The sequence below is a fragment of the Streptomyces sp. NPDC008137 genome (assembly GCF_042957035.1).
Lineage (GTDB): Bacteria > Actinomycetota > Actinomycetes > Streptomycetales > Streptomycetaceae > Streptomyces.
In genome coordinates, this window is sequence record NZ_JBIBHN010000001.1 from 198,910 (window position 1) to 220,924 (window position 22,015).

The 22,015-nt window shown below is 70.9% G+C and carries 24 protein-coding genes; 8 read left to right on the forward strand and 16 right to left on the reverse strand.

Annotated features, from left to right (window positions below):
* The first annotated feature begins 73 nt into the window (after window positions 1-73).
* From ACFZBT_RS00870 to ACFZBT_RS00880, 3 genes are read left to right on the forward strand one after another with little or no spacing between them, the layout of a single operon-like run.
* Window positions 74-1,135, forward strand: coding sequence for a M4 family metallopeptidase (locus ACFZBT_RS00870; RefSeq protein ID WP_391097441.1), 1,062 nt, complete (start codon window positions 74-76; stop codon window positions 1,133-1,135).
* A 20-nt stretch (window positions 1,136-1,155) separates the two neighbouring features.
* Window positions 1,156-1,422 carry a protealysin inhibitor emfourin gene (locus ACFZBT_RS00875; protein ID WP_391097442.1) on the forward strand — a complete coding sequence of 89 codons (267 nt, stop codon included), beginning with the start codon at window positions 1,156-1,158 and terminating at the stop codon, window positions 1,420-1,422.
* 46 nt (window positions 1,423-1,468) lie between these two features.
* Window positions 1,469-2,803: a GH1 family beta-glucosidase gene (locus ACFZBT_RS00880; RefSeq protein WP_391097443.1), complete on the forward strand. Its 1,335-nt coding sequence runs from the start codon at window positions 1,469-1,471 to the stop codon at window positions 2,801-2,803.
* On the opposite strand, the gene ACFZBT_RS00885 is transcribed toward ACFZBT_RS00880, so the two are convergent.
* The 3 genes from ACFZBT_RS00885 to ACFZBT_RS00895 are packed head-to-tail and all read right to left on the reverse strand — an operon-like array spanning window position 2,793 to window position 4,772.
* Window positions 2,793-3,605 (reverse strand): SAM-dependent methyltransferase, encoded by an 813-nt coding sequence (locus tag ACFZBT_RS00885; RefSeq protein ID WP_391097444.1) that lies wholly within the window; start codon window positions 3,603-3,605, stop codon window positions 2,793-2,795. The two genes, ACFZBT_RS00880 and ACFZBT_RS00885, sit on opposite strands and share 11 nt — an antisense overlap.
* Window positions 3,606-3,651: 46 nt before the next feature.
* A complete protein-coding gene (locus ACFZBT_RS00890) occupies window positions 3,652-3,903 on the reverse strand; it encodes a DUF397 domain-containing protein (RefSeq protein WP_189723446.1) in 252 nt (83 codons plus the stop codon).
* Window positions 3,900-4,772 (reverse strand): Scr1 family TA system antitoxin-like transcriptional regulator, encoded by an 873-nt coding sequence (locus ACFZBT_RS00895; RefSeq protein ID WP_391097445.1) that lies wholly within the window; start codon window positions 4,770-4,772, stop codon window positions 3,900-3,902. The genes ACFZBT_RS00890 and ACFZBT_RS00895 overlap by 4 nt, the downstream gene beginning before the upstream one ends.
* Before the next feature lie 237 nt (window positions 4,773-5,009).
* Between ACFZBT_RS00895 and ACFZBT_RS00900 the strand changes: the two genes are divergently transcribed.
* Complete coding sequence (locus ACFZBT_RS00900; protein ID WP_391097446.1) at window positions 5,010-5,456, forward strand: ATP-binding protein; 447 nt, start codon at window positions 5,010-5,012, stop codon at window positions 5,454-5,456.
* A 33-nt stretch (window positions 5,457-5,489) separates the two neighbouring features.
* Here ACFZBT_RS00900 and era read toward each other — a convergent pair whose 3' ends face one another.
* Window positions 5,490-6,452 (reverse strand): GTPase Era, encoded by a 963-nt coding sequence (gene era / locus ACFZBT_RS00905; RefSeq protein WP_391097447.1) that lies wholly within the window; start codon window positions 6,450-6,452, stop codon window positions 5,490-5,492.
* 160 nt (window positions 6,453-6,612) lie between these two features.
* Here era and ACFZBT_RS00910 point away from each other — a divergent pair, with 160 nt between their 5' ends.
* Window positions 6,613-7,923, forward strand: a complete 1,311-nt coding sequence (locus tag ACFZBT_RS00910) for an ammonium transporter (protein ID WP_391097448.1) — start codon at window positions 6,613-6,615, stop codon at window positions 7,921-7,923.
* Complete coding sequence (locus ACFZBT_RS00915; RefSeq protein ID WP_215121499.1) at window positions 7,920-8,258, forward strand: P-II family nitrogen regulator; 339 nt, start codon at window positions 7,920-7,922, stop codon at window positions 8,256-8,258. The genes ACFZBT_RS00910 and ACFZBT_RS00915 overlap by 4 nt, the downstream gene beginning before the upstream one ends.
* Window positions 8,259-8,280: 22 nt before the next feature.
* Here the strand turns inward: ACFZBT_RS00915 and ACFZBT_RS00920 are convergent, their stop codons facing one another.
* The 9 genes from ACFZBT_RS00920 to ACFZBT_RS00960 form a co-directional block, all read right to left on the reverse strand.
* Window positions 8,281-8,757, reverse strand: a complete 477-nt coding sequence (locus tag ACFZBT_RS00920) for a hypothetical protein (RefSeq protein ID WP_391097449.1) — start codon at window positions 8,755-8,757, stop codon at window positions 8,281-8,283.
* A gap of 197 nt (window positions 8,758-8,954) precedes the next feature.
* Window positions 8,955-9,308, reverse strand: a complete 354-nt coding sequence (locus ACFZBT_RS00925; protein WP_391097450.1) for a cytidine deaminase — start codon at window positions 9,306-9,308, stop codon at window positions 8,955-8,957.
* 36 nt (window positions 9,309-9,344) lie between these two features.
* Window positions 9,345-9,704, reverse strand: a complete 360-nt coding sequence (locus tag ACFZBT_RS00930; protein WP_391097451.1) for an MmcQ/YjbR family DNA-binding protein — start codon at window positions 9,702-9,704, stop codon at window positions 9,345-9,347.
* Complete coding sequence (locus ACFZBT_RS00935) at window positions 9,701-11,005, reverse strand: CNNM domain-containing protein (RefSeq protein ID WP_391097452.1); 1,305 nt, start codon at window positions 11,003-11,005, stop codon at window positions 9,701-9,703. Before ACFZBT_RS00935 ends, ACFZBT_RS00930 begins: the two co-directional genes overlap by 4 nt.
* A 9-nt stretch (window positions 11,006-11,014) precedes the next feature.
* Entirely contained in the window at window positions 11,015-11,512 is a 498-nt protein-coding gene (gene ybeY, locus ACFZBT_RS00940; RefSeq protein WP_184592507.1) for an rRNA maturation RNase YbeY, read from the reverse strand.
* Window positions 11,513-11,526: 14 nt separating this feature from the next.
* Window positions 11,527-13,674: a PhoH family protein gene (locus tag ACFZBT_RS00945; protein ID WP_391097453.1), complete on the reverse strand. Its 2,148-nt coding sequence runs from the start codon at window positions 13,672-13,674 to the stop codon at window positions 11,527-11,529.
* Between the two features lie 136 nt (window positions 13,675-13,810).
* Window positions 13,811-14,944 (reverse strand): PfkB family carbohydrate kinase, encoded by a 1,134-nt coding sequence (locus ACFZBT_RS00950; protein ID WP_391097454.1) that lies wholly within the window; start codon window positions 14,942-14,944, stop codon window positions 13,811-13,813.
* Between the two features lie 81 nt (window positions 14,945-15,025).
* Complete coding sequence (locus ACFZBT_RS00955) at window positions 15,026-16,315, reverse strand: enolase C-terminal domain-like protein (protein ID WP_391097455.1); 1,290 nt, start codon at window positions 16,313-16,315, stop codon at window positions 15,026-15,028.
* A complete protein-coding gene (locus tag ACFZBT_RS00960; protein WP_391097456.1) occupies window positions 16,312-17,265 on the reverse strand; it encodes a 5-dehydro-4-deoxyglucarate dehydratase in 954 nt (317 codons plus the stop codon). Before ACFZBT_RS00960 ends, ACFZBT_RS00955 begins: the two co-directional genes overlap by 4 nt.
* 88 nt (window positions 17,266-17,353) lie before the next feature.
* On the opposite strand from ACFZBT_RS00960, the gene ACFZBT_RS00965 reads away from it, so the two are divergent.
* Both ACFZBT_RS00965 and ACFZBT_RS00970 read left to right on the forward strand, forming a co-directional pair.
* Window positions 17,354-18,157 (forward strand): IclR family transcriptional regulator C-terminal domain-containing protein, encoded by an 804-nt coding sequence (locus tag ACFZBT_RS00965; RefSeq protein WP_391097457.1) that lies wholly within the window; start codon window positions 17,354-17,356, stop codon window positions 18,155-18,157.
* A gap of 202 nt (window positions 18,158-18,359) precedes the next feature.
* Window positions 18,360-19,673, forward strand: a complete 1,314-nt coding sequence (locus ACFZBT_RS00970) for an MFS transporter (protein ID WP_391097458.1) — start codon at window positions 18,360-18,362, stop codon at window positions 19,671-19,673.
* A gap of 3 nt (window positions 19,674-19,676) precedes the next feature.
* Here the strand turns inward: ACFZBT_RS00970 and ACFZBT_RS00975 are convergent, their stop codons facing one another.
* Genes ACFZBT_RS00975 through ACFZBT_RS00985 form a run of 3 tightly spaced genes read right to left on the reverse strand, consistent with a single transcriptional unit; the run spans window position 19,677 to window position 21,955 of the window.
* Window positions 19,677-20,669, reverse strand: coding sequence for an adenosine deaminase (locus tag ACFZBT_RS00975; protein ID WP_391097459.1), 993 nt, complete (start codon window positions 20,667-20,669; stop codon window positions 19,677-19,679).
* Between the two features lie 20 nt (window positions 20,670-20,689).
* The gene (locus ACFZBT_RS00980) at window positions 20,690-21,595 is read right to left on the reverse strand and encodes a ribonuclease Z (RefSeq protein ID WP_391097460.1); all 906 of its coding nucleotides are present in this window, start codon (window positions 21,593-21,595) and stop codon (window positions 20,690-20,692) included.
* A gap of 6 nt (window positions 21,596-21,601) precedes the next feature.
* On the reverse strand, window positions 21,602-21,955 hold the full coding sequence (locus ACFZBT_RS00985; protein ID WP_215121481.1) for a histidine triad nucleotide-binding protein: 354 nt from the start codon (window positions 21,953-21,955) through the stop codon (window positions 21,602-21,604).
* Between the last annotated feature and the right edge of the window lie 60 nt (window positions 21,956-22,015).

Below are 22,015 nucleotides of genomic sequence, written 5' to 3' on the forward strand. Positions count from 1 at the left end.
GCTTGTCCGCGTATTTCACCAATCATGGTGGCGACTAGTGACAGCCTCGTCACGCAGTGCAAGGGTGCCGGTCATGACGACTCACGGGGGCTTCGAGCCCGTCTTCTGCACCATCGTTCCGCCCCATGTCCTCGACAAGCTCTCCCAGGCCGAGGACCCCGCACTGGCCGGCCCGGCCCGCCGCACCCTCCAGCGGGACGCCTTCGAGCGCACCCAGCGCCGCCTCACCACGGTCCTCGGCGCGAGCGCCGTCGCCTCGGTCGCCGACGGCGAGCCGCAGCGCACGGTCCACGACGCCCGGCACGGCACCGACCTGCCCGGGCACAAGGTCCGCGGCGAGGGCGACAAGCCCGGCAAGGACGCCACGGTCAACCGCGCCTACGCCGGCCTCGGCGCCACCTTCGAGCTGCTCCTCACGGCGTACCAGCGCGACTCGATCGACGGGAACGGCCTGCCGCTGGACGCGACGGTGCACTACGACCGCGACTACAACAACGCCTTCTGGAACGGCGAGCAGATGGTCTTCGGCGACGGCGACGGCGAGATCTTCCTCGACTTCACCATCCCGATCGACGTCATCGGCCACGAGCTCGTCCACGGCGTCACGCAGTACACCGCGAACCTCACCTACTTCGGCCAGCCCGGCGCGCTGAACGAGTCCGTGTCGGACGTCTTCGGCGCGCTGATCAAGCAGTACACGCTCGGCCAGACCGCCGCCGAGGCCGACTGGCTGATCGGCGCGGGCCTCCTCGCCCCGCGCGTGACGGGCGTGGCGCTGCGCTCCATGAAGGAGCCGGGCACGGCGTACGACGACGACGTCCTCGGCAAGGACCCGCAGCCCGCGACCATGGACGACTTCGTCCGCACCGGCCGCGACAACGGCGGTGTCCACATCAACTCGGGCATCCCCAACCACGCCTTCTACCTCGCGGCCACGGCCCTCGGCGGCCACGCCTGGGAGCGCGCGGGACAGGTCTGGTACGACGTGCTGACCGGCGGGGAGCTGAAGGAGCAGGCGATGTTCACCGACTTCGCCACGCTCACCGTCAAGGCCGCCCGGGAGCGCTTCGGCGACGGGGAGGAGCTGGACGCCGTCTCGAAGGCCTGGGAGCAGGTCGGGGTGCGGACCCTGTAGTTCCGTACTAGACAGGTGCCATGCGGATTCAGGTGAGGCGCACAGGCGGGTTCGCGGGCATCGAGCGGTTTGCCGAGGTGGACACCTCGGGCCGCCCGGATGCCGCCGAGTGGCACGCCCTGGCCGAGCAGGCGGTGGCCGCCGGCCGGGGGACTCCGCCGGTCGGGGTGCCGGACGGTTTCAGCTACCAGATCACGGTGGACGGCAAGACGGTCTACTGCTCCGACCCCCGGCTGACGGACGAGCAGCGCAAGCTGATCTCGCGGGTGCTGAAAGAAGGGGCGTAACAGGTCCTGGGCGGCGGCCTGTTGACTTCCGTTACCGCCGGTACGGATGATCCAGCGCATGGCGACTGACGCAGGCAACCCGATCCCCCGCTTCCCGGCCGGTTTCCTCTGGGGCGTGTCGACCTCGGCGCACCAGATCGAGGGCGCGGCGGACGCGCGCGAGCCGTCCGTGTGGGACGCCTTCACGGCCGAGCCGGGGCGGATCAAGGACGGCTCGACGGCGGCGGTGGCCTGCGACCACTTCCACCGCCATCGCGAGGACGTGGCGCTGCTGGCGGACCTCGGTGTGAACGCGTACCGCTTCTCCGTCTCCTGGCCACGTGTGCGCTCGGAGAAGGGCCTGGACTTCTACGACCGCCTGGTCGACGACCTGTGCGCGGCGGGCGTCCGCCCGGTGCCGACCCTGTTCCACTGGGACCTGCCGGCGGACCTGGACTGGCTGGAGCGGGACACGGCGGCCCGCTTCGCCGAGTACGTGTCAGTGGTCGCCGAGCGCCTCGGTGACCGGGTGACCAAGTGGATCACCCTGAACGAGCCCGCCGAGCACACCCTGCTGGGCCATGCCCTGGGCGTGCACGCGCCGGGCAGGAAGCTGCTGTTCGACGCGCTGCCGGTCGCGCACCACCAGCTGCTGGCCCACGGCCTGGCCGTACGGGCCCTGCGCGCCTCGGGCGCCACGGACATCGGTGTCGCCAACTCGCACGGCCCGACCTGGGCGGCCTCGACCGAGGCGGCGGACGTGGAGGCGGCCGAGTTCTACGACCTGCTGCTGAACCGCCTCTTCGCGGACCCGCTGCTGCTGGGCCGGTACCCGGACGGCATCGGCGAGCTGATGCCCGGGGACGTCGAGGCCGATCTGAAGGTGATCGCCGAGCCGGTCGACTGGTACGGCGTCAACTACTACGCGCCGACCCGGGTGGGCGCCCCGCAGGGCACGGAGATCGAGTTCGGCGGCGTCTCCATGCCCGCGGAACTGCCCTTCTCCGTCCGCGAGATCGAAGGTCATCCGGTCACGGACTTCGGCTGGCCGGTCGTACCCGAGGGCCTCACCGAACTGCTCACCGGCTTCCGCGAGCGCTACGGCGACCGGCTCCCGCCCGTCGTCATCACCGAGAACGGCTGCTCGTACCCGGGCCTCGACGACCAGGACCGCGTCACCTACCTGGACGGCCATGTCCGGGCCCTGCACCGGGCGCTGGAGGCGGGCGTCGACGTGCGCGGCTACTTCGTGTGGTCCCTGCTCGACAACTTCGAGTGGGCGGAGGGCTACGCACGCCGCTTCGGCCTGGTCCATGTCGACTTCGAGACTCAGGAGCGGACCCCGAAGTCGTCGTACCGCTGGTACCGGGAGCTGCTGAAGGCCCAGGGCGCTACGGCTTGATGCCCACGCCGGTCCACAGGCTGACCTCGGCGTCCGTCGGGGTGTCGCCGTCGGTGGGGTCCGGGCGCCAGCGGTGACCCACGGCGACGCCCGGGTCGAGCAGGTCCAGGCCGTCGAAGAAGCGGGCGACATCGGCCTGGGAGCGGAACCGCACCGGGGTCCCGGCCGTGGTGTAGATGTCCGTGACCTTCTGCCAGGTGGCGGGGTCGAAGTCGGGCGTGCAGTGGCTCAGCGCCAGGGCGCTGCCCGAGGGCAGGACGTCCAGCAGACGGCGCACGATGCCGTAGGGGTCCTGGGCGTCGGTGACGAAGTGCATGAGGGCGTTGAGGGAAAGCGCGACCGGGCGGCTCAGGTCCAGGATCTCGGCCAGCTCGGGCGCGTTCAGCAGTGTCTGGGGGTCGTTGACGTCCGCCTCGATGTAGGTCGTGCGGCCCTCGGAGGAGCTGCGCATCAGGCGCTCGGCGTACTTGAGGACCAGGGGGTCGTTGTCGGCGTAGACCACCCGGGCGTCGGGGACCACGGACTGGGCCACCTGGTGCAGGTTGGGCTCGGTGGGGATGCCGGTGCCTATGTCCAGCCACTGGCGGATGCCGTGCTCGCGCGCGAGGACCCGGGTGGCCCGGTGCATGAAGGCCCGGTTCTCCCGGGCGCACACGAAGATGGCGGGGTAGGCCTCGGCGACCCGCTCGGCGGCCTGCTTGTCGACCTCGAAGTGGTCCTTGCCGCCGAGGTAGTAGTCGTACATGCGGGCGGAGTGGGGCCTGCTGGTGTCTATGTCCCGCGCGGCCTGCGAGTGGGTCATGCTGTGCCTCTCGGTGGGGGGTGGTGGTGCGAGATGCGACCGGGTGTCAGTGGGCCGTCAGATGGTCGGCGAGGCCCTGTTTGACCCCCGCGACGAACGCGGTGATCTCCTCGGGCGTGTAGATCAGCGCGGGACCGGCCGGATCCGTGGACTGCCGGACCGCCACACGGCCGTCGGCGAGCTGCTTGGCCTCCACGCACTGCCCCCCGTTCGGACCGCTCCAGGGCCGTTCCCAGCCCTGCTCCCCCAGGTCCGACGCGGGCATCCCGTTGTAGACGGTGCCCTCGGCGATGGTCATGAGTACTCCTTCCGCATGCGGTTCAACAGCGCCTTGCTGTCCGCGGACGAGGTCTTCAGAGACAGCCGGTTGTGCGCCTCCAGATGGGCCACGACGTCGGCGCGCTGGTCGAGGTAGACGGAGGCGGAGAGGATCTCGCTGTAGACGATGTCGGGCAGCTCGCGCTCCTCGAACCGGAAGTAGGTGAACGGCGCGCACGCCCCGACGTGGGCGCCCGCGGCGAACGGCACGATGTCGACGCTGACATGCTCCAGCTCGGAGGCCTCCAGGAGCCGGTCGATCTGCTCCCGCATCACCTCGGGGCCGCCGACCACACGGTGCAGTACGGCCTCCTCCATCACCACCCAGAGCGTGGGCGCGTCCTGCCTGGTGAGCAGGCTCTGGCGGCGCAACCGCAGCTCCACGCGCCGGTCGAGATCCTCGTCGCTGTCGTTCGGGAAGCCGCCGCGCAGCACGGCACGGGCGTATCCGGGCGTCTGGAGCAGTCCGGTGACGTACTGCGGCTCATAGGTGCGCAGCGTTCTCGCGCCGGTCTCCAGGCTGACGTAGGCGGTGAACCAGGACGGCATGACGTCGCGGTACGGGTTCCACCAGCCGGGCTCGTTGGCCCGCTCGGCCAGGGTGACGAACTCGTCGATCTCCTGCCGGCCTGCGCCGTAGGTCTCCAGCAGCTTCTCGACGTAGAGGATCTTCAGGCCGACCTCGGCCTTCTCCAGGCGGCGGATGGTCAGCGGGGTCACGCGCAGGGCCCTGGCCGCGTCGTCGAGGGTGAGGCCCGCGTGCTGCCGGGCCTCCTGGAGGCGGCGGCCGAGGATCATGCGGAGAACGGTGGGTGCGCCGGCGCCGGTGCCTGATCGCGCGTCGTTCACGCCGTACCTCCTGAGGGGTCGTCATCGGCGCAAGGTGGGCGCGGACTTGACGTTCTGCCGGACAACCGAGCGGTGCGATGCGTTCCGTTTGAAATTATCAGGGAGATGGTTGCAGCGTGAACTGCTCTGCGAGCATAGTTACTTGTGTGACCAGGGCGCCGGAACCCCCCACTCCCCTTTTCCGGTCGGCCCGTTGTACGCCTCGCCCCTTCCCACCCCCCACGGAAGGCGACCGCCGTGTCCCCCCACACGACATCCACCCCCCGGTTCCTGGACGCGGTGCGCCCGGGCCGCACTCACTGGCTGGAACTGCCGCCGCACCGGACCAGCGTGAGAAGCGCCCGGCATGCCCTGCGCGCGCGGCTGGACTCGTGGCAGGTGCCCGACGAGGTGTGCGCGAACGCCGTCCTGCTCGTGTCCGAGCTGGTGACCAACGCCGTGCTGCACACGCTCAGTGAGCGGATCCTGTGCGGCGTCGGGCTGATGCCGGACGAGCGCTTCCGTCTCGAGGTGCACGACGGCGACCTCTCGGAACGCGACATCCCCGACCGCCGCCCCGGCCTCGACGACGAGAACGGCCGCGGGCTGCTGCTCGTCCGGGAGATAGCGGAGAGCTGGGGCATCACCCGCTCGACCCTCACGGGCGGCAACGCGGTATGGGCGAGCCTGGCGACGCCCTTATAGCGCGGTGCGGCCGATATCAGAGAGCGAGGCCTCTCAGAACCCCAGCTTGCGCAGCTGCCTCGGGTCCCGCTGCCAGTCCTTCGCGACCTTCACATGGAGGTCCAGGAAGACCGGGGTGCCCAGCAGCGCCTCGATCTGCTTGCGGGACTTGATGCCGACGTCCTTCAGGCGCTTGCCCTTGGGGCCGATGATGATGCCCTTCTGGCTGGGGCGCTCGATGTAGACGAAGGCGTGGATGTCGAGGAGGGGCTTGTCGGCGGGGCGGTCCTCGCGGGGCAGCATCTCCTCGACGACCACGGCGATGGAGTGCGGCAGCTCGTCGCGGACGCCCTCCAGCGCGGCCTCCCGGATCAGCTCCGCGATCATGACCTGCTCGGGCTCGTCGGTCAGGTCGCCCTCGGGGTAGAGCGCCGGGCCCTCCGGCAGGAGGGGGACGATCAGGTCGGCCAGCAGGCTCACCTGCTTGTCGCCGACCGCCGACACCGGGACGATCTCCGCCCACTCGAAGCCGAGCTCCTTGCCGAGCTGGTCGATCGCGATGAGCTGCTCGGCGAGCGTCTTGCCGTCCACCAGGTCGGTCTTCGTGACGATCGCGATCTTCGGCGTCTTCTTGATGGACGCCAGCTCCTTCGCGATGAAGCGGTCACCCGGGCCGAGCTTCTCGTTCGCCGGCAGGCAGAAGCCGATCACGTCCACCTCGGCCCACGTCGTGCGCACCACGTCGTTCAGCCGCTCGCCCAGCAGCGTGCGCGGCTTGTGCAGACCCGGGGTGTCGACCAGGATCAGCTGCGCGTCCGGGCGGTGCACGATGCCCCGCACGGTGTGCCGCGTCGTCTGCGGCTGGTTCGCCGTGATCGCCACCTTCTGGCCGACCAGAGCGTTCGTGAGGGTGGACTTGCCCGCGTTGGGACGGCCCACGAAGCAGGCGAAACCGGCCCTGTGGACAGCTTCGGCCGGCTCTTCGGATGACTGGGTACGAACGCTCATGCCGCCCATTCTCCCTGATCCCCGGAGCCGCCCTGTACCGGACGTGCGTCGAGAGCTTCCAGAAACCCTCACGCAACGAAACGTCACGGAAACACACCCGTACGCAACCGGAAACGGACGCCGGTGAATCTCTGACGAGCCCCCGGAGCCCCACACCGTTGGAGACACCGTGTCCCTGGCCGCCGCAAGCGCCGACACCGGCGACACCGCCTGGCTGCTCGCCGCCACCGCCCTCGTCCTGCTGATGACTCCCGGCCTGGCCCTCTTCTACGGCGGCATGGTCCGCACGAAGAGCGTGCTCAACATGCTGATGATGAGCTTCGTGTCGATCGCCCTGGTGACGGTGGTCTGGCTGGCGGCCGGGTTCTCCCTCACCTTCGGCGAGGACGCCGCGGGGGGTCTCATCGGCGGGCTGGAGCACATCGGCATGAGCGGCCTCGGCCCGGACAGCGTCCAGGGGACCGTCCCCACGCTCCTCTTCGCGACCTTCCAGCTCACCTTCGCGATCATCACGGCCGCCCTGGTCAGCGGCGCGGTCGCCGACCGGGCGAAGTTCGGCGCCTGGCTGGTCTTCGTGCCGGTGTGGGCGCTGCTCGTATACGTTCCGGTCGCGCACTGGGTGTGGGGCCCGGGTGGCTGGATCCTGGAGAAGCTGGGCGCCCTCGACTTCGCCGGCGGCCTGCCCGTCGAGATCGTCTCCGGCGCCTCGGGGCTGGCGCTGTGCCTGGTCCTGGGCCCGCGCCTGGGGTTCAAGAAGGACTCCATGCGCCCGCACAATCTGCCCATGGTGATGCTGGGCGCCGGTCTGCTCTGGTTCGGCTGGTTCGGCTTCAACGCCGGGTCCGCCCTGGGAGCCAACGGACTGGCCGCCGCGGCCTTCCTCAACACCCTCGCCGCGGGCTGCACCGGCCTGCTCGGCTGGCTCTTCGTCGAGCAGAAGCGCGACGGCCACCCGACGACCCTGGGCGCGGCGTCCGGCGCGGTCGCCGGCCTGGTCGCGATCACCCCGTCCTGCGGCTCGGTCTCCCTGCTCGGCGCCCTGGTCGTCGGCCTCACCGCCGGTGTCGTCTGCTCGTACGCCGTGAGCTGGAAGTTCAAGCTGAACTACGACGACTCCCTGGACGTCGTCGGCGTCCACCTGGTCGGCGGTGTCATCGGCACGCTCCTCATCGGCGTCTTCGCCGTCGACTCGATGACCGGCGGCGCCGAGGGCCTCCTCTACGGCGGCGGCCTCGCCCAGCTCGGCAAGCAGCTCGTGGCCGTGGTCGTCGTGGCGGTGTACGCGTTCGCCGTGACGTACGGCATCGGCAAGCTGATCGACGTCACCCTGGGCTTCCGCGCCGACGAGGAGCAGGAGCAGACCGGCCTGGACCTTACGGTGCACGCCGAGACGGCCTACGATCACGGGGTCCTGGGCCACGGCGCCCCGGTCTCCTCCTCCGTCGTCCCCCACGCCCAGAAGGTCACCCCCCAGGCATGAAGCTCATCACCGCGATCGTCAAGCCGTACCGCCTCGACGAGGTCAAGAACGCCCTGCAGGAACTCGGCGTGCACGGCCTGACCGTGACCGAGGCCAGCGGCTACGGCCGGCAGCGCGGCCACACCGAGGTGTACCGCGGCGCCGAGTACCAGGTCGACCTGGTGCCGAAGGTCCGTATCGAGGTCGTCGTCGAGGACGCGGACGCCGAGGCCGTCATCGACGCGGTCGTCAGGGCCGCGCACACCGGCAAGATCGGCGACGGGAAGGTGTGGGCGCTGCCCGTCGACACCGTCGTGCGGGTGCGGACGGGCGAGCGCGGGCCGGACGCGCTGTAGGTCGCGCGCCCGGCCCTCGGGCTCAGTCGAACACGAACGGACCCGGTGACTGCGGCCCGGTCGCCGTGCAGGTGATGGTGATGCCGAAGACGGTCATCTTCAGCGAGCCGCCGAAGGCCTCCAGGCTGTCGCCGGAGGCCACGGTGCCGCTGAGGGGGCCGACCTCGACGGGGGCGCCGGCGGCCATCGCCGGGTTCTCCGTTCCGGTGAAGGCGACGGTGCCGCCGCCGGACTTCACCAGGGTGAGCGAGGACGTGATCGAGTCCGCGCCCAGGGCGATCGGCGCGGTGATCGCCGAGGACTTGACGGTGACGGTGGCGGCGGTGCCGTTCTGCGTGGCCGTGAGCGTGGCCTCGCCACTGCCGAAGGTGCCGCAGTCCGCGTTGATCGTCGCCGTCTGGGGGGTGACGGCGAGGGCCGCGGGGGCGAAGGCGAGTCCGCTGACCGCGAGGGCCCCGGCCGCCAGTGCCGCACCTGCTCCGATTCGCTTGCATCTCATGGGATTCCGGCTCCGTTTCCGTGGGGGGGGGTGGACCGCTCGGCACATGGATGCGGACACACTGCCGAGAGTCGAACCTGACGGTCCGTCGGAATTGACGGTTCCATTGATGCGTGTGGGGCAGGCGGCGGCAAGGTTGAAAACTGGCCTAATTACCGCCGGTTACAGCGAAATTCGGCCAACACGTCAACCACACGTCAGCCAGCGGTCACGGTGGTCCTGACCGTCCCGTCAGGCCCGGCCACCAACACCGGCGTCCCCGCTCCGCCGAGATCCCGTACCGCCGCCCGGTCCTCGGCGGAGGGCGACTCCGCTTCCGTCACGACCGCCGCCGCCTCCAGGGACCGCGCCCCCGAGGCCACCGCCATCGCCACCGCCGTCCGCAGGGCACTGAGCTTCAGGGAGTCGAGGGCCACGGTCCCCGCGACATAGGTACGTCCGGTCTCGTCGCGTACGGCCGCCCCCTCGGGCACGCCGTTGCGGGCCCGCGCGGAACGGGCCAGGGTGACGATCTTGCGGTCCTCGGGGTCGAGCGCGCTGCTGTCGGTCATGATCCGAGCATACGTAGCGCCCGCCCCGGCCCGGTCTCAGGGACGGTCGAGACGGAGGCGGTCGGCCCGCGGCAGGCCCGCGACCACGAGGTCGTAGGAGTCCTCGACGAGCTCCCGGACCAGCTGGTCCGGGAGGTCTGCGTCGGCCGTGACCGTGTTCCAGTGCCGCTTGTTCATGTGCCAGCCGGGGACGACGAGGCCCTCGTGCTCGCGGCGCAGCCGGATCGCGTCGTCCGGGTCGCACTTGAGGTTGACCTTGAGGGGCCGCGCGTCGAGATGCGACAGGGCGAACAGCTTGCCCTGGACCTTGAAGACCGAGATCTCCGGGCTGAAGGGGAAGTCCTCCACCGCCGCGTTGAAGGACAGGCAGAACGCGCGCAGCTCCTGCGGGGTCATTCCGGCTTCTCCTCCCGTGCGGCGTCCGCCGGCTCCACGGGCTCCGCGAGCACCGTCACGATCTTGTTGCGGCGGCCGGCCGCGGCCTCCGCCGTCAGCCGCAGTTCCCGGCCGTCGGGCAGGCCGACGACGGACGACGCGCCCGCGATGGGGACCCGGCCCAGCGCCTTCGCCAGCAGGCCGCCGACCGTCTCGACGTCCTCGTCGTCGAACTCCTCCAGGCCGTACAGGTCGCCCAGGTCGCTGATGTCGAGCCGGGCGGTGACCCGGAAGCGGTCCTTGCCGAGGTCCTCCACCGGCGGCAGTTCGCGGTCGTACTCGTCGGTGATCTCGCCGACGATCTCCTCGAGGATGTCCTCGATGGTGACGATGCCGGCGGTGCCGCCGTACTCGTCGACGGCGACGGCGACGTGGTTGCGCTCCTTCTGCATCTCGCGCAGCAGGTCGCCCGCGTTCTTGGTGTCGGGCACGAAGAACGCCGGGCGCATCGCCGTGGACACCTGCTCGGACTCGGCCTCGCGGCTGATGTGCGTCTTGCGGACCAGGTCCTTCAGATACACGATCCCGACGATGTCGTCCTCGCTCTCGCCGGTCACCGGGATGCGGGAGAAGCCGGAGCGCAGGGCGAGGGTGAGGGCCTGGCGGATGGTCTTGAACCGCTCGATGACCACCAGGTCCGTGCGCGGGACCATGACCTCGCGGACGAGGGTGTCGCCCAGTTCGAAGACCGAGTGCACCATGCGGCGCTCCTCGTCCTCGATGAGGGACTCCTTCTCGGCGAGGTCGACCAGCGCGCGCAGCTCCGCCTCGGAGGCGAAGGGGCCCCGGCGGAAGCCCTTGCCGGGGGTGAGCGCGTTGCCGATGAGGATGAGCAGCGAGGGGATCGGGCCCATGATCCTGGCCAGGGGCACGAGCACGTACGCCGAGAGCGTCGCCGTGTTCAGCGGATGCTGGCGGCCGATGGTGCGCGGGGAGACGCCGACGGCGACGTACGACACGAGGACCATGACCGCGATGGCGACCAGGAGCGCCTCGGTGGTGTTGTCGAACTCCTGCAGGCAGCCGTAGGTGATCAGCGCGGCGGCGGCCATCTCGCAGGCGACGCGCACCAGCAGCGCCACGTTCAGATAGCGGGTCGGGTCGGCGGCGACCTGGGAGAGCTTGGCGCTGCCGCGCCTGCCGCCGCGTACGGCCTCCTCGGCGCGGAAGCTGGAGACGCGTGCGAGGCCCGCCTCCGCGCAGGCGGCGAGCCAGGCCACGACGACCAGGGCGACCGCGCCCAGGGCGAGTTGCGGATTCATCGGCCGGCTCTACGAGACCGTCGGCGCCGGGGACGGGCCGGTCAGGCCCCGCTCCGAGCGCCAGCCGTCCACGATGGCCGCCTGGAGGCCGAACATCTCGGCCTTCTCGTCCGGTTCCTCGTGGTCGTAGCCCAGCAGGTGCAGCACCCCGTGGACGGTGAGCAGTTGGAGCTCCTCGTCCATGGAGTGCTGCGTGTCGGCCTCGGCGCCCTGCTTGGTGGCGACCTCGGGGCAGAGCACGATGTCGCCGAGCAGCCCCTGCGGCGGCTCGTCCTCGTCCTTGGACGGCGGGCGCAGCTCGTCCATCGGGAAGGACATGACATCCGTGGGGCCGGGGAGGTCCATCCACTGGATGTGGAGCTGCTCCATGGCGTCGGCGTCCACGACGATCACCGAGAGCTCGGAGAGCGGGTGGATGCGCATCCGTGCGAGCGCGTAGCGGGCGATGTCGAGGATCGCCTGCTCGTCGACCTCGGTGCCGGACTCGTTGTTGACGTCGATCGACATGGTGTTGTGCTTGTCTACTTCCCCTTGTGCACGGACTTGCCGCGGCTCTTGTGCCCGCCGTTCTGGGTGCCGTGCTTGGTGTCGTACTGCTCGTACGCGTCGACGATACGGCCCACCAGCTTGTGCCGGACCACGTCCCGCGACGACAGCCGGGAGAAATGGACGTCGTCCAGGCCCTCCAGGATGTCCTGCACCTGCCGCAGACCGCTCTTCGTCCCGTCCGGCAGGTCGACCTGCGTCACGTCACCCGTGATCACGATCTTCGAGTCGAAGCCGAGGCGGGTGAGGAACATCTTCATCTGCTCGGGGGAGGTGTTCTGGGCCTCGTCGAGAATGATGAAGGCGTCGTTGAGCGTGTTGTGCGTCAGCAGGTGGTCCTGCGTGACGTACAACGAGTCCTCGGCCGCCACCTGGATACAGACGGTCTCCTCCCGGCCGGCGGGCTCGATGCTGTCGATGAACCGCATCGGGCGTCCGCCGCCTCCGGCAGCGAGGTACTTGTCGCGCTTGCGGGGGAGGCGGAAGGGGTCGATGCCTTCGGGGAGGCGGATGTCGATGACATGAGCGTCGTACCGGTATCCGACCTCCCGCCCCTTCGCGAGGCCGGGCCTGCGCCCCTCGGCGGCCCTGCGGCGGGTGTACGCCACACCGCCCAGCGACTGCACCAGGGCGACGACGTCGTCACGGAGCAGGGCCGACGTCGTCGTGTACTGGATCCGGCAGGTGCGGTCCTTCTGCGTCACAGGGCCGCCGTCGGAGTCCAGCAGGCCCTGGAGGACCGCCAGCCGTACTTCAGCCGTGTTGTACAGGTAGTCGTCCGGGACGAACTTGGAGTGCGAGCGGGTACGCAGCAGGTCCAATTCACGCAGGACACCCGTGACGGGGTTCTCCAGGGTGATCACGTCGCCCGGGGACTTGATCCGGTTGAGCACGTAGTCCGGTCCGCTCTTGTGCCGCACGGCGACACCGGGCAGCGAGGCCTCCAGAGCCTCGGCCAGTTCCGGATCCTCGGTCGCGAAGGAGGGGGTCGTGGAACCAGTGAGGCAACCGTCACCGAGCAGCAGTCCCAGCGCGTACGGGTCCATGGGGACGTCTCGCTCCGGCAACTGGACCGGCGCGGTGAGCATCGGCAGTTCGTACCGGCGAGCGTGGGCCGCCCGCAGGTTGCCGATCATCTCCTGGGTCTCCAGGACCCGCCACGGCTTGTTGCGGCGCTTGTCCGAGGCTGTCCGAACCGTCCACAGGTGCTCGCCGCAGCACAGCGTCCAGGAGCCGTCCTGGGCGGTGACACGGTAGATGTCCCGCTCGCCCTGTGGGTAGACGCCCAGAACCGGGGTCGGCTCACCATTGGAGCCGATGACCAGGTCACCGACCTGGAGGTCGCCGATGGGGCGCCATCCGTCCGGTGTGAGGACGTTGGTGAATACAGGTTGGCTACGTCCCCGCATATATGCCAACGGCGCCACTTCAATAGTCCCCGCCGCCATCAGCCGCGGGATCGAGTCCGGGTCGAGCATGTCGTGCAGCGCGTCGTAGAGCGGGCGCAGATACGGGTCGATCTTCTCGTAGAGCGTGCCCGGGAGGAAGCCGAGGCGCTCTCCGGCCTCGACCGCCGGGCGGGTCAGGATGATGCGGTTGACCTGCTTGGACTGCAGGGCCTGGACGGCCTTGGCCATGGCCAGGTAGGTCTTGCCGGTGCCGGCGGGGCCGATGCCGAAGACGACGGTGTGCTTGTCGATCGCGTCCACATAGCGCTTCTGGTTGAGCGTCTTGGGGCGGATCGTGCGGCCCCGCGAGGACAGGATGTTCTGCGTGAGCACTTCGGCCGGGGTCTCCTGGCCGTCGCTCTCCCCGTTCTCGCTCGCCTTGAGCATGGCGATCGAGCGTTCCACTGCGTCCTCCGTCATCGGCTGCCCGGTGCGGAGCACGAGCATCATCTCGTCGAAAACGCGCGAAATGAGGGCGACGTCCGCTGGGTCGCCGACCGCGCTGATCTCGTTGCCCCGGACGTGGATGTCGGCCGCCGGGAAGGCCTTCTCGATCACGCGCAGGAGGCTGTCGCCGGACCCCAGAACGGTCACCATGGGGTGCTGGGCGGGGACGGTGAACTGCGCTCTCGCCTGCTCCTGCGCGGGGGTGTGAGCTGTGGGTGTCTGAGTCATGGGCCGGCGCTTAAGGCCTGCGGTTCCTCCTCGTCACGGCCGCGTAGCTGAGGGCGGCCTCGCGATTCCAAGGGTACGACGGGGGACTGACAACGCCGTAGGGCTTTTAGGGGTGGGGTTGGAAACCACGCCTGGATCACGCCGAGCGCCGGAACCCGATCGTCGGTACGGCACGCCGCAACGGCCAGGGCCTGGCCAACTTCTCCGGCACAAGCCCCGCCAGGAACCCGTACCGCCGCAACGCCGTCGCCGACTGCCCCTGGACCGACTGCACCTTCCGCCACCACCCCGCGATCTCCGACCACCCCGGCGCCGACAGCGACCCGCCGAACTCCTGCACCGACAGCGCCGCGGTCAGCCCGGCGAAGGCCAGCCGGTCCGCAAGCGGCCAGTCCGCCAGTGTCGCGGTCACGAACCCGGCGACGAACACGTCACCGGCCCCGGTCGGGTCGAGGGCCTCGACCTCGATGGCCGGTACCTCGGCGGTCTCCCCCGTACGCCGGTCCACCGCGTACGCCCCGTCCGCCCCGAGCGTGACCACCGCGAGCGGCACGTACTCGGTCAGGGCGTGCGCGGCGGCCCGGGGGCAGTCGGCGCCCGTGTAGCGCATGGCCTCCTCCGCGTTCGGCAGGAAGGCCTCGCAGTGCCGCAGGTCGGGCAGTGCCGCCAGCTCCCACGCGCCGGTGTCGTCCCAGCCGACGTCGCCGAAGACCCTGGTGCCCTTGCTCGCGGCCTGGGCGATCCAGGGCGCGCTGACGCCCGGTGCGAGGGAGGCGACGGCGGCACGGGCGCGGGGCGGGCACTCGGGGGCCGGTTCCTCCGGGGGCGGCTCGTGGCCGTGCGAGACCATCGTGCGCTCCCCCTCGTAGGCCATGGAGACGGTCACCGGGGAGTGCCAGCCGGGGACCGTGCGCGACGGGGAGAGGTCGATGCCCTCGCCGTGCTCCAGGGCGTCCCAGCAGTAGTCGCCGTAGTGGTCGTCGCCGAAGGCCGCCGCGAGGGACGTCCTGAGGCCGAGGCGGGCCAGCGCCGTCGCCATGTTGGCGACGCCGCCGGGGCTCGACCCCATCCCGCGCGCCCAGGACTCGGTCCCGCGCACCGGGGCGGAGTCGAGCCCGGTGAAGATGATGTCGAGGAAGACGGTGCCGGTGAGGTAGACATCCCAGGGCGGGTCGTCCGGCACGCGCAGCGGGGCGAGGGGATCGACCTGGTTCTGGCGGTGCGATCCCTTTCTGGGGCCCTTTCCGGCCGGGGCGGTGGACGCGGTCACGGTGCGCTCCCTGACGTGGTGCGGATCAGGCCAGTCTGCACCACACCACCGACAACGTGACGCCGATCACCCGGTCATGTCCTACCAGCGGGGCATCGAGGGCGTCCTCCACTCCGGGTCGGCGATCCGCATGGCCGCCGCGTCGTCGCGGTCCCGCAGCGCGCCGTCGTCGTCCAGCCACCGCCGGTGCAGTACGACGAGCCGCTCGCGGTCGAGCTGCACGCCGAGGCCGGGCGCGTCCGGCACCGCGACCTTGCCGCCCTCGAAGGTGAGCCGCTCGGTGAGGACGTCCTCCGACTGCCAGGGGTAGTGGGAGTCGCAGGCGTGGTGGAGGTTCGGGACGGTGGCCGCCACGTGGGTCATCGCGGCGAGCGAGATGCCCAGGTGGGTGTTGGAGTGCATCGACACGCCGACGCCGAAGGTGCGGCAGACGGCGGCGAGCTGCTGGGTGTTGCGCAGGCCGCCCCAGTAGTGGTGGTCGGAGAGGACCACCTGCACGGCTCCCCGCGTGAACGCCTCCTTGATCTCCGCGAAGGTCGTCACGCACATGTTGGTGGCGAGCGGCACGCCGGTCCGCTCGGCGACCTCGGCCATGGCGGGGGTGCCGAGCGCGGGGTCCTCCAGGTACTCCAGGACCTCCCCGAGCTCCTGGGCGACCTTGACGGACGTCTCCACCGACCAGGCGCCGTTGGGGTCGAGCCGCAGCGGATGCCCGGGGAACGCCTCGGCGAGTGCCCGTACGGCCGCGATCTCCTCGTCGGGCGGGAAGACGCCGCCCTTGAGCTTGAAGGAGGTGAAGCCGTAGCGCTCCTTGAAGCGGCGGGCCTGTTCCACCACGCCCGCCGGGTCGACGGCGGCGCCCCAGTCGTCCTTCTCGGCCGGGATGCCCTCCGGGTGGTCGGCCCACTTGTAGAACAGGTAGGCGCTGTACTCGACGGCGTCGCGCACCTTGCCGCCGAGCAGCGCGTGCACGGGCAGTCCGAGCGCCTTGCCGAGGGCGTCGAGACAGGCGACCTCGAAGCCGGAGACGACGGACAGCCGCAGCTTGTCGGCGGTCTGGACGCCGCGCAGCCCGCCGACGTCGACGGCGTTCTCGACCCGGGAGCGGTCCACGGCGACCTGGTCCGCGAGCGTGAACAGGCCGTTCAGATCGCTGACCTGGTGCCCCTTCAGCCGCTCGGCGAAGGGCCGGGCCAGCTCCAGGTACTTGGCGTCGCCGTAGGTCTCCCCCACGCCCGTGATCCCGTCGGCCGTGACGACCTCGACGATCAGCCGGGGCGTGTACGGCTGGTGCACGCCCTGCGTGTTCAGCAGCGGCGGGTCGGCGACCAGGATCGGCGTCAGCCGTACGTCCGTGATGGCGAGGTTCACAGGGTGGCTCCTACGAGGTCGAGGCCGGCGCTCAGCAGGGCGGAGAGCTCGGCGAGGTCGCGGTCGGAGGGGTCGGTGAGCGGGGCGCGGACCGGCCCGACCCGGTGGCCGCGCAGCCGGGCCGCCGCCTTCACCAGCGACACGGCGTACCCGGGGACGCGGTCGCGCAGTTCGACGAGCGGGACGTAGAAGTCGCGGAGCAGTTTGTCGACCGTGCCGTGGTCGCCGTCGCGCAGGGCGGCGAAGAAGGCGTCGGCGATCTCGGGGGCGAAGGCGTGGACGGCGGAGGAGTAGGCGGGGACGCCGACGGTGGCGTAGGCGCGGGCCTGGATCTCGGCGGTGGCGGCGCCGTTGAAGAACAGGAAGTCCTCGGGGGCGGCGAGCGTGAGGCGCTGCAGCCGGTCGAGGTCGCTGTGGCCGTCCTTGAGGCCGATGACGTTCGGCAGGGCCGCGATGCGCTTCAGCGACTCGGCGGTGAAGGCGACCTGGCCGCGCTGGTAGGCGATCAGCGGCAGCCGGGTGCGGGCGGCGATCTGTTCGAGTTGGGCGACCAGGCCGTCCTGCGGGGCGGCGACGAGGTAGTGCGGCAGCACGAGGAGGGCGTCGGCGCCGGCGTCCTCGGCGATCCGCGCGAACCGCACGGCCTGCGCCCAGCCGTATCCGATGCCGGCCACGACGGGGACGCGGCCCGCCGCCTCCTCGACGGTGAGGGTGACGACCTGCCGGTACTCGTCCTCGTCCAGCGAGAAGAACTCGCCGGTGCCGCAGGCGGGGAACACGGCGCCGGGCGAGGCGGCGAGCCGCTCCGCGACGTAGGCGCGGAAGCCGTCCGGGTCGAGGGTGCCGTCGTCGCGGAAGCTGGTCAGCGGGAACGACAGCACGCCACCGGCCATGCCGTCCCGCAGCCGCCGCGCGACCGCTTCCGGTCCAGCGCCAGCACTCACGGCCATCTCCTTATGTAGACGTCATTTATATATGAGAATGGCGGTTGGATACGCGAACGTCAACCGCCCGAGGCCACCCGATTACCATCGGCTCATGTCAGACACAGGGGGCGTCCGCTCGGACACTGGAGGCGTCCGCGAAGTGAAGTCCGCGGCGCGCACGGTCGAGCTGCTGGAACTCCTCGCGGCACGCGGCGACCGCCCGGCCCGGCTGCAGGAGCTGGCCGACGAACTCGGCGTGCCGCGCAGCTCGATGTACGCGCTGCTCCAGACCCTGATCTCGCGCGGCTGGGTCCGCACCGACGTCACCGGCTCCCTGTACGGCATCGGCATCCACGCCCTGCTCACCGGCACGAGCTACCTCGACTCCGACCCCCGGGTCCGGGCCGTGCGGCCGTACCTCGACGAGGCGTCCGAGGCGCTCGGCGAGACCATCCACATGGGGCGCCTGGACGGCCGGAGCGTGGCCTATCTGGCGACGCGGGAGTCGCACGAGTACCTGCGCACGATCAGCCGGGTGGGGCGCCGGCTGCCCGCGCACGCCGGGGCCCTGGGCAAGGCGCTGCTGGCGGAACGCCCGGACGGGGACCTGCCCGAGGGGCCGTACGAGGCGCTGACCCCGAACTCGCACACGAGCCGGGAGTCCCTGGCGGCCGACCTCGCGCGGGTCCGGGCCCGCGGTCACTCAGTGGACCGGGAGGAGGGGGTGAGCGGGATCGTCGGCTTCGGGTTCGCGCTGCGCTACGACTCCCCCGCGCTGGACGCGATCAGCTGCTCGGCACCGGTCGCCCGGCTCACTCCGGAGCACGAGGAGCGGATCGTCGCCGTGATGCGGGAGATCCGGGCGAAGGCCGAGACGACGGTTCCGGCGGGGCCCGGATCGGTGCACTGGCGTTAGCGGGATCACCCGCGCCACCTGGCAAAAGGCACTCGTTTACCCGGGCTTCACCGCACCAAACACAACGTGATCCAGATCACGCCCTCTCGGTTCACGTGTGCGACTACGTGCTTGATACAAATTGCTCGCGCGTTCCTGTCCGTCGACGGTCGTCGCCAATCCCCCCATTTCCCCGCTCCTTTCGCATGCCCTGGGAACGCCCGTGTTCGCCCCCCGCACCACTCCCTGGTCCCTCGTCGCCCTTTTCACGGCCGGGTACCTCGCTCCGTATCTGCTGCCGACCACCGTCGGCAGGCTCGATTCGGGCCTTCCGCTCTCCGCCACCCAGGCCGGTGCCGTCGGCAGCGCCCTGCTGCTGAGTTCGGCCGCCGCCGGATTCGTCCTGGCCTCACGGGTCGAACGGATCGGCGCCCGCACTCTCGCCCGCGTCGGTCTCGCCCTGGCCTTCTTCGGCTACGGCGGTGCCGCGCTCACCACCGCTGTCCCGGCGGTCGTCGCCGGGGCCGTCCTCGGCGGGTTCGGCTCCGGCACGGCCACCACCGTCGCCGCGACCCTCATCGCCGGACAGCGTGATCCGCACCGGGCCTCCACCGCCGGACTGCTCACCGTCTCCGCCCTCGCGGGTGCCGTGTATCTGACGGTCCCTCGCCTCGGCCCGGGGCACGGCCTGCCGCTGGCCGCGATCGCCCTCACGGCCCTGGTCGTGTGGCCGCTGACCGGCCGCCTCCCCGCCGGTGTGCCCGCCGCACCCGCCCGGCACGACAAGGCCCGGTTGCCGCACGCCCGTTCGGGACTGGTGCTGGCCGCCGCCATGCTCTGCTGGTCGCTCGCCCAGAACTCCCTGTGGGGAGTGAGCGGACGGATCGGTCTTGACCAGGCCCACCTGAGTGAGGCCACCGTCGGTGCCGTCTTCGCCCTGGGACTGGGCGCCGGACTGACCGGGGTCCTGGCGGCGGGCGCGCTCGGCGCCCGGCTGGGACGTGCCGTTCCCATCGGGGCGGGCACGGTCCTCATAGCCGGGTGTATCGCGCTCAGCGCGTCCTCGAACGACCTGACGAGCTTCGCGACCGGCGAGATCGCCTGGAACACGATGTACCCGGTGGTGCTGTCGTATCTGATCGGGCTCGCCGCCTCGCTCGACCCGCGCGGCCGCTGGGCGGTGCTGGTCGGCTCGGCGTCCTCGCTGGGCACGGCCGCCGGACCGCTCACCGGCAGTGTGCTGTCGGCGCAGGCCGGGTTCCCGGTCATGGGCGCGATCCTGGCCGCCGGACTGCTGGTCATCGCCGTGCCGATGACCGCCGTCGCCCTGCACACCGGCGGGCGCGCGCTGCTGCCCGGCGCGATCCGCCGCCGCGGCGGCCACCCGGCCGCCCTGGTCGCCGCCGCCACGGGCACGCCCACCGGCGCGGTCCCCGAGATCGGCGCCCCGGAACAGCCGGTCGTGGAGATCGCCGTGGAGGCCGCGGCCATTCCGGCCCAGCGGGCCTACGACAAGGCCGGGTCGGAGGTCTACTGAGACCTACGGGAAGGTGTACGCCTCCACCTCGGCGATATACCGCGCCCGCAGCTCCTCGTCGTCCTCCAGGAAGGAGGCGAGGAAGGAGTTGCGGGCCAGCTCCCGCAGCCGCTCCTCGCTGAGGCCCAGGATGGCGCGCACGGCGTCGAAGTTCTCACCGGCGTACCCGCCGAAGTAGGCCGGGTCGTCCGAGTTCACCGTGCACATGAGCCCGGCGTCCAGCATGGCGGGCAGCGGGTGGTCGGCGAGGGTGTCGACGGTCCGCAGCCGGACGTTCGACAGCGGGCACAACGTCAGCGGGACCCGGTCCCGCACCAGCCGCTCCACCAGCGCCGGGTCCTCCACACAGCGCAGCCCGTGGTCGACCCGCTCCACCCCGAGCACGTCCAGCGCCTCGGTGATGTACTCCGGCGGCCCCTCCTCACCGGCGTGCGCGACCCGACGCAGCCCGAGCGCGGCGGCGGCCTCGTAGACCTCGCGGAACTTCACCGGCGGATGCCCGACCTCGGCCGAGTCGAGGCCGACGCCGGTGATCCGGTCCAGGTACGGCTTCGCCGCGTCCAGGGTCGCCAGGGCCGACTCGGCGGACTCGTCGCGCAGGAAGCACAGGATCAGCCGGGTGGAGACACCGTGGTTCGCCTCGCTGTTGCCCAGCGCCCGCCACAGCCCCTCGACGACCGTGCCGATCTCCAGCCCCCGGCTGGTGTGGGCCTGCGGGTCGAAGAAGATCTCGGCGTGCCGCACCCCTTGGGCGGCGGCGCGGGCGAGGTACTCATTGGCCAGGTCCTCGAAGTCACGCTCGGTGCGCAGGACGGCCATGAGCTCGTAGTACAGGTTCAGGAAGGACTGCAGATCCTCGAACCGGTACGCCTCGCGCAGCTCGTCCGTGTCGGCGTACGGCAGCGTGACGCCGTTGCGCGCGGCGAGCTCGAAGGCGAGTTCCGGTTCCAGGGTGCCTTCGATGTGAAGGTGCAGTTCGGCTTTGGGGAGGGACATCAATTCATCGTACGGCCGATTCACCGACGCTTCGGAACCGGCACTCTCAGTAGATCGTGCGCCACGGTCAGCTCACCCTCGTACCCGGCGGCCCGCGCCTGCCGCTCGAATTCGTCCGGGTCGGTATAACGCTGACTGAAGTGGGTCAGCACCAGATGCCGCACCCCACCCTCCCGGGCCACCCGAGCGGCCTGCCCCGCCGTCAGATGGCCGTGCTCCACGGCGAGTTGCTCGTCCTCGTCGAGGAAGGTCGACTCGATGACGAGCATGTCGCAGTCCTCGGCGAGCGCGTACACCCCCTCGCACAGCCTGGTGTCCATGACGAACGCGAACCGCTGCCCGCGCCGCACCTCGCTCACGTCGTCGAGCGCGACCCCGCCGAGCGAGCCCTCGCGCTGGATCCGTCCGACGTCCGGGCCCTTGATGCCGTGCACGGCGAGCCGCTCGGGCAGCATGCGGCGGCCGTCGGGCTCGACGAGCCGGTAGCCGAACGACTCGACGGGGTGCGACAGCTTCCGGGCGTCCAGCGTGTAGTCGCCGGTACGAGCGAGGGGCCCGTCGCCGGAGACGGGTGCCTCGGTGATCTCGACGGTCTCGCGGTAGGCGGTCGCGTACCGGAGACGGTCGAAGAAGCGCTGCCCGGAGCGGGGGTAGTGCGCGGTGATCTCGTGCGGCACCTTGTCGAGGTTGATGCGCTGGATGACACCGGCGAGACCGAGGCTGTGGTCGCCGTGGAAGTGCGTGACGCAGATCCGGTTCAGGTCGTGCGCGGCGACCCCGGCCCGCAGCATCTGGCGCTGCGTGCCCTCGCCGGGGTCGAACAGGATGCCCTCGCCGTCCCAGCGCAGCAGGTAGCCGTTGTGGTTGCGGTGCCGGGTCGGCACCTGGCTGGCGGTGCCGAGGACGACGAGTTCACGTACGGACAAGGCGGACTACCCGGGGGGCCATTCGAGGCCGCGGCCGCCGAGCACGTGGCCGTGCACGTGCCAGACGGTCTGGCCGGCGCCGCTGCCGGTGTTGAAGACGAGGCGGTGGCTGTCGAGCTTCTCCTCGTCGGCGACGGCCTGGGCCTCGCGGATCACGTCCGCGGTGAGGCCGGGGTCGGCGGCGGCGAGGGCGGCGGCGTTCTCGTAGTGCGCCTTGGGGATGATCAGGACGTGGGTGGGGGCCTGGGGGTTGATGTCGCGGAACGCGACGGTGGTGTCTGTCTGGCGGACGATGGTCGCCGGGATGGTGCCGGCGACGATCTTGCAGAACAGGCAGTCTTCCTGGGGCTCCCCTGCCATGTCTCCTCCGAGGGTTGGGCCGTGTGGTCCGACTTGGGCATCGTATCGTCGTCGGGTGCG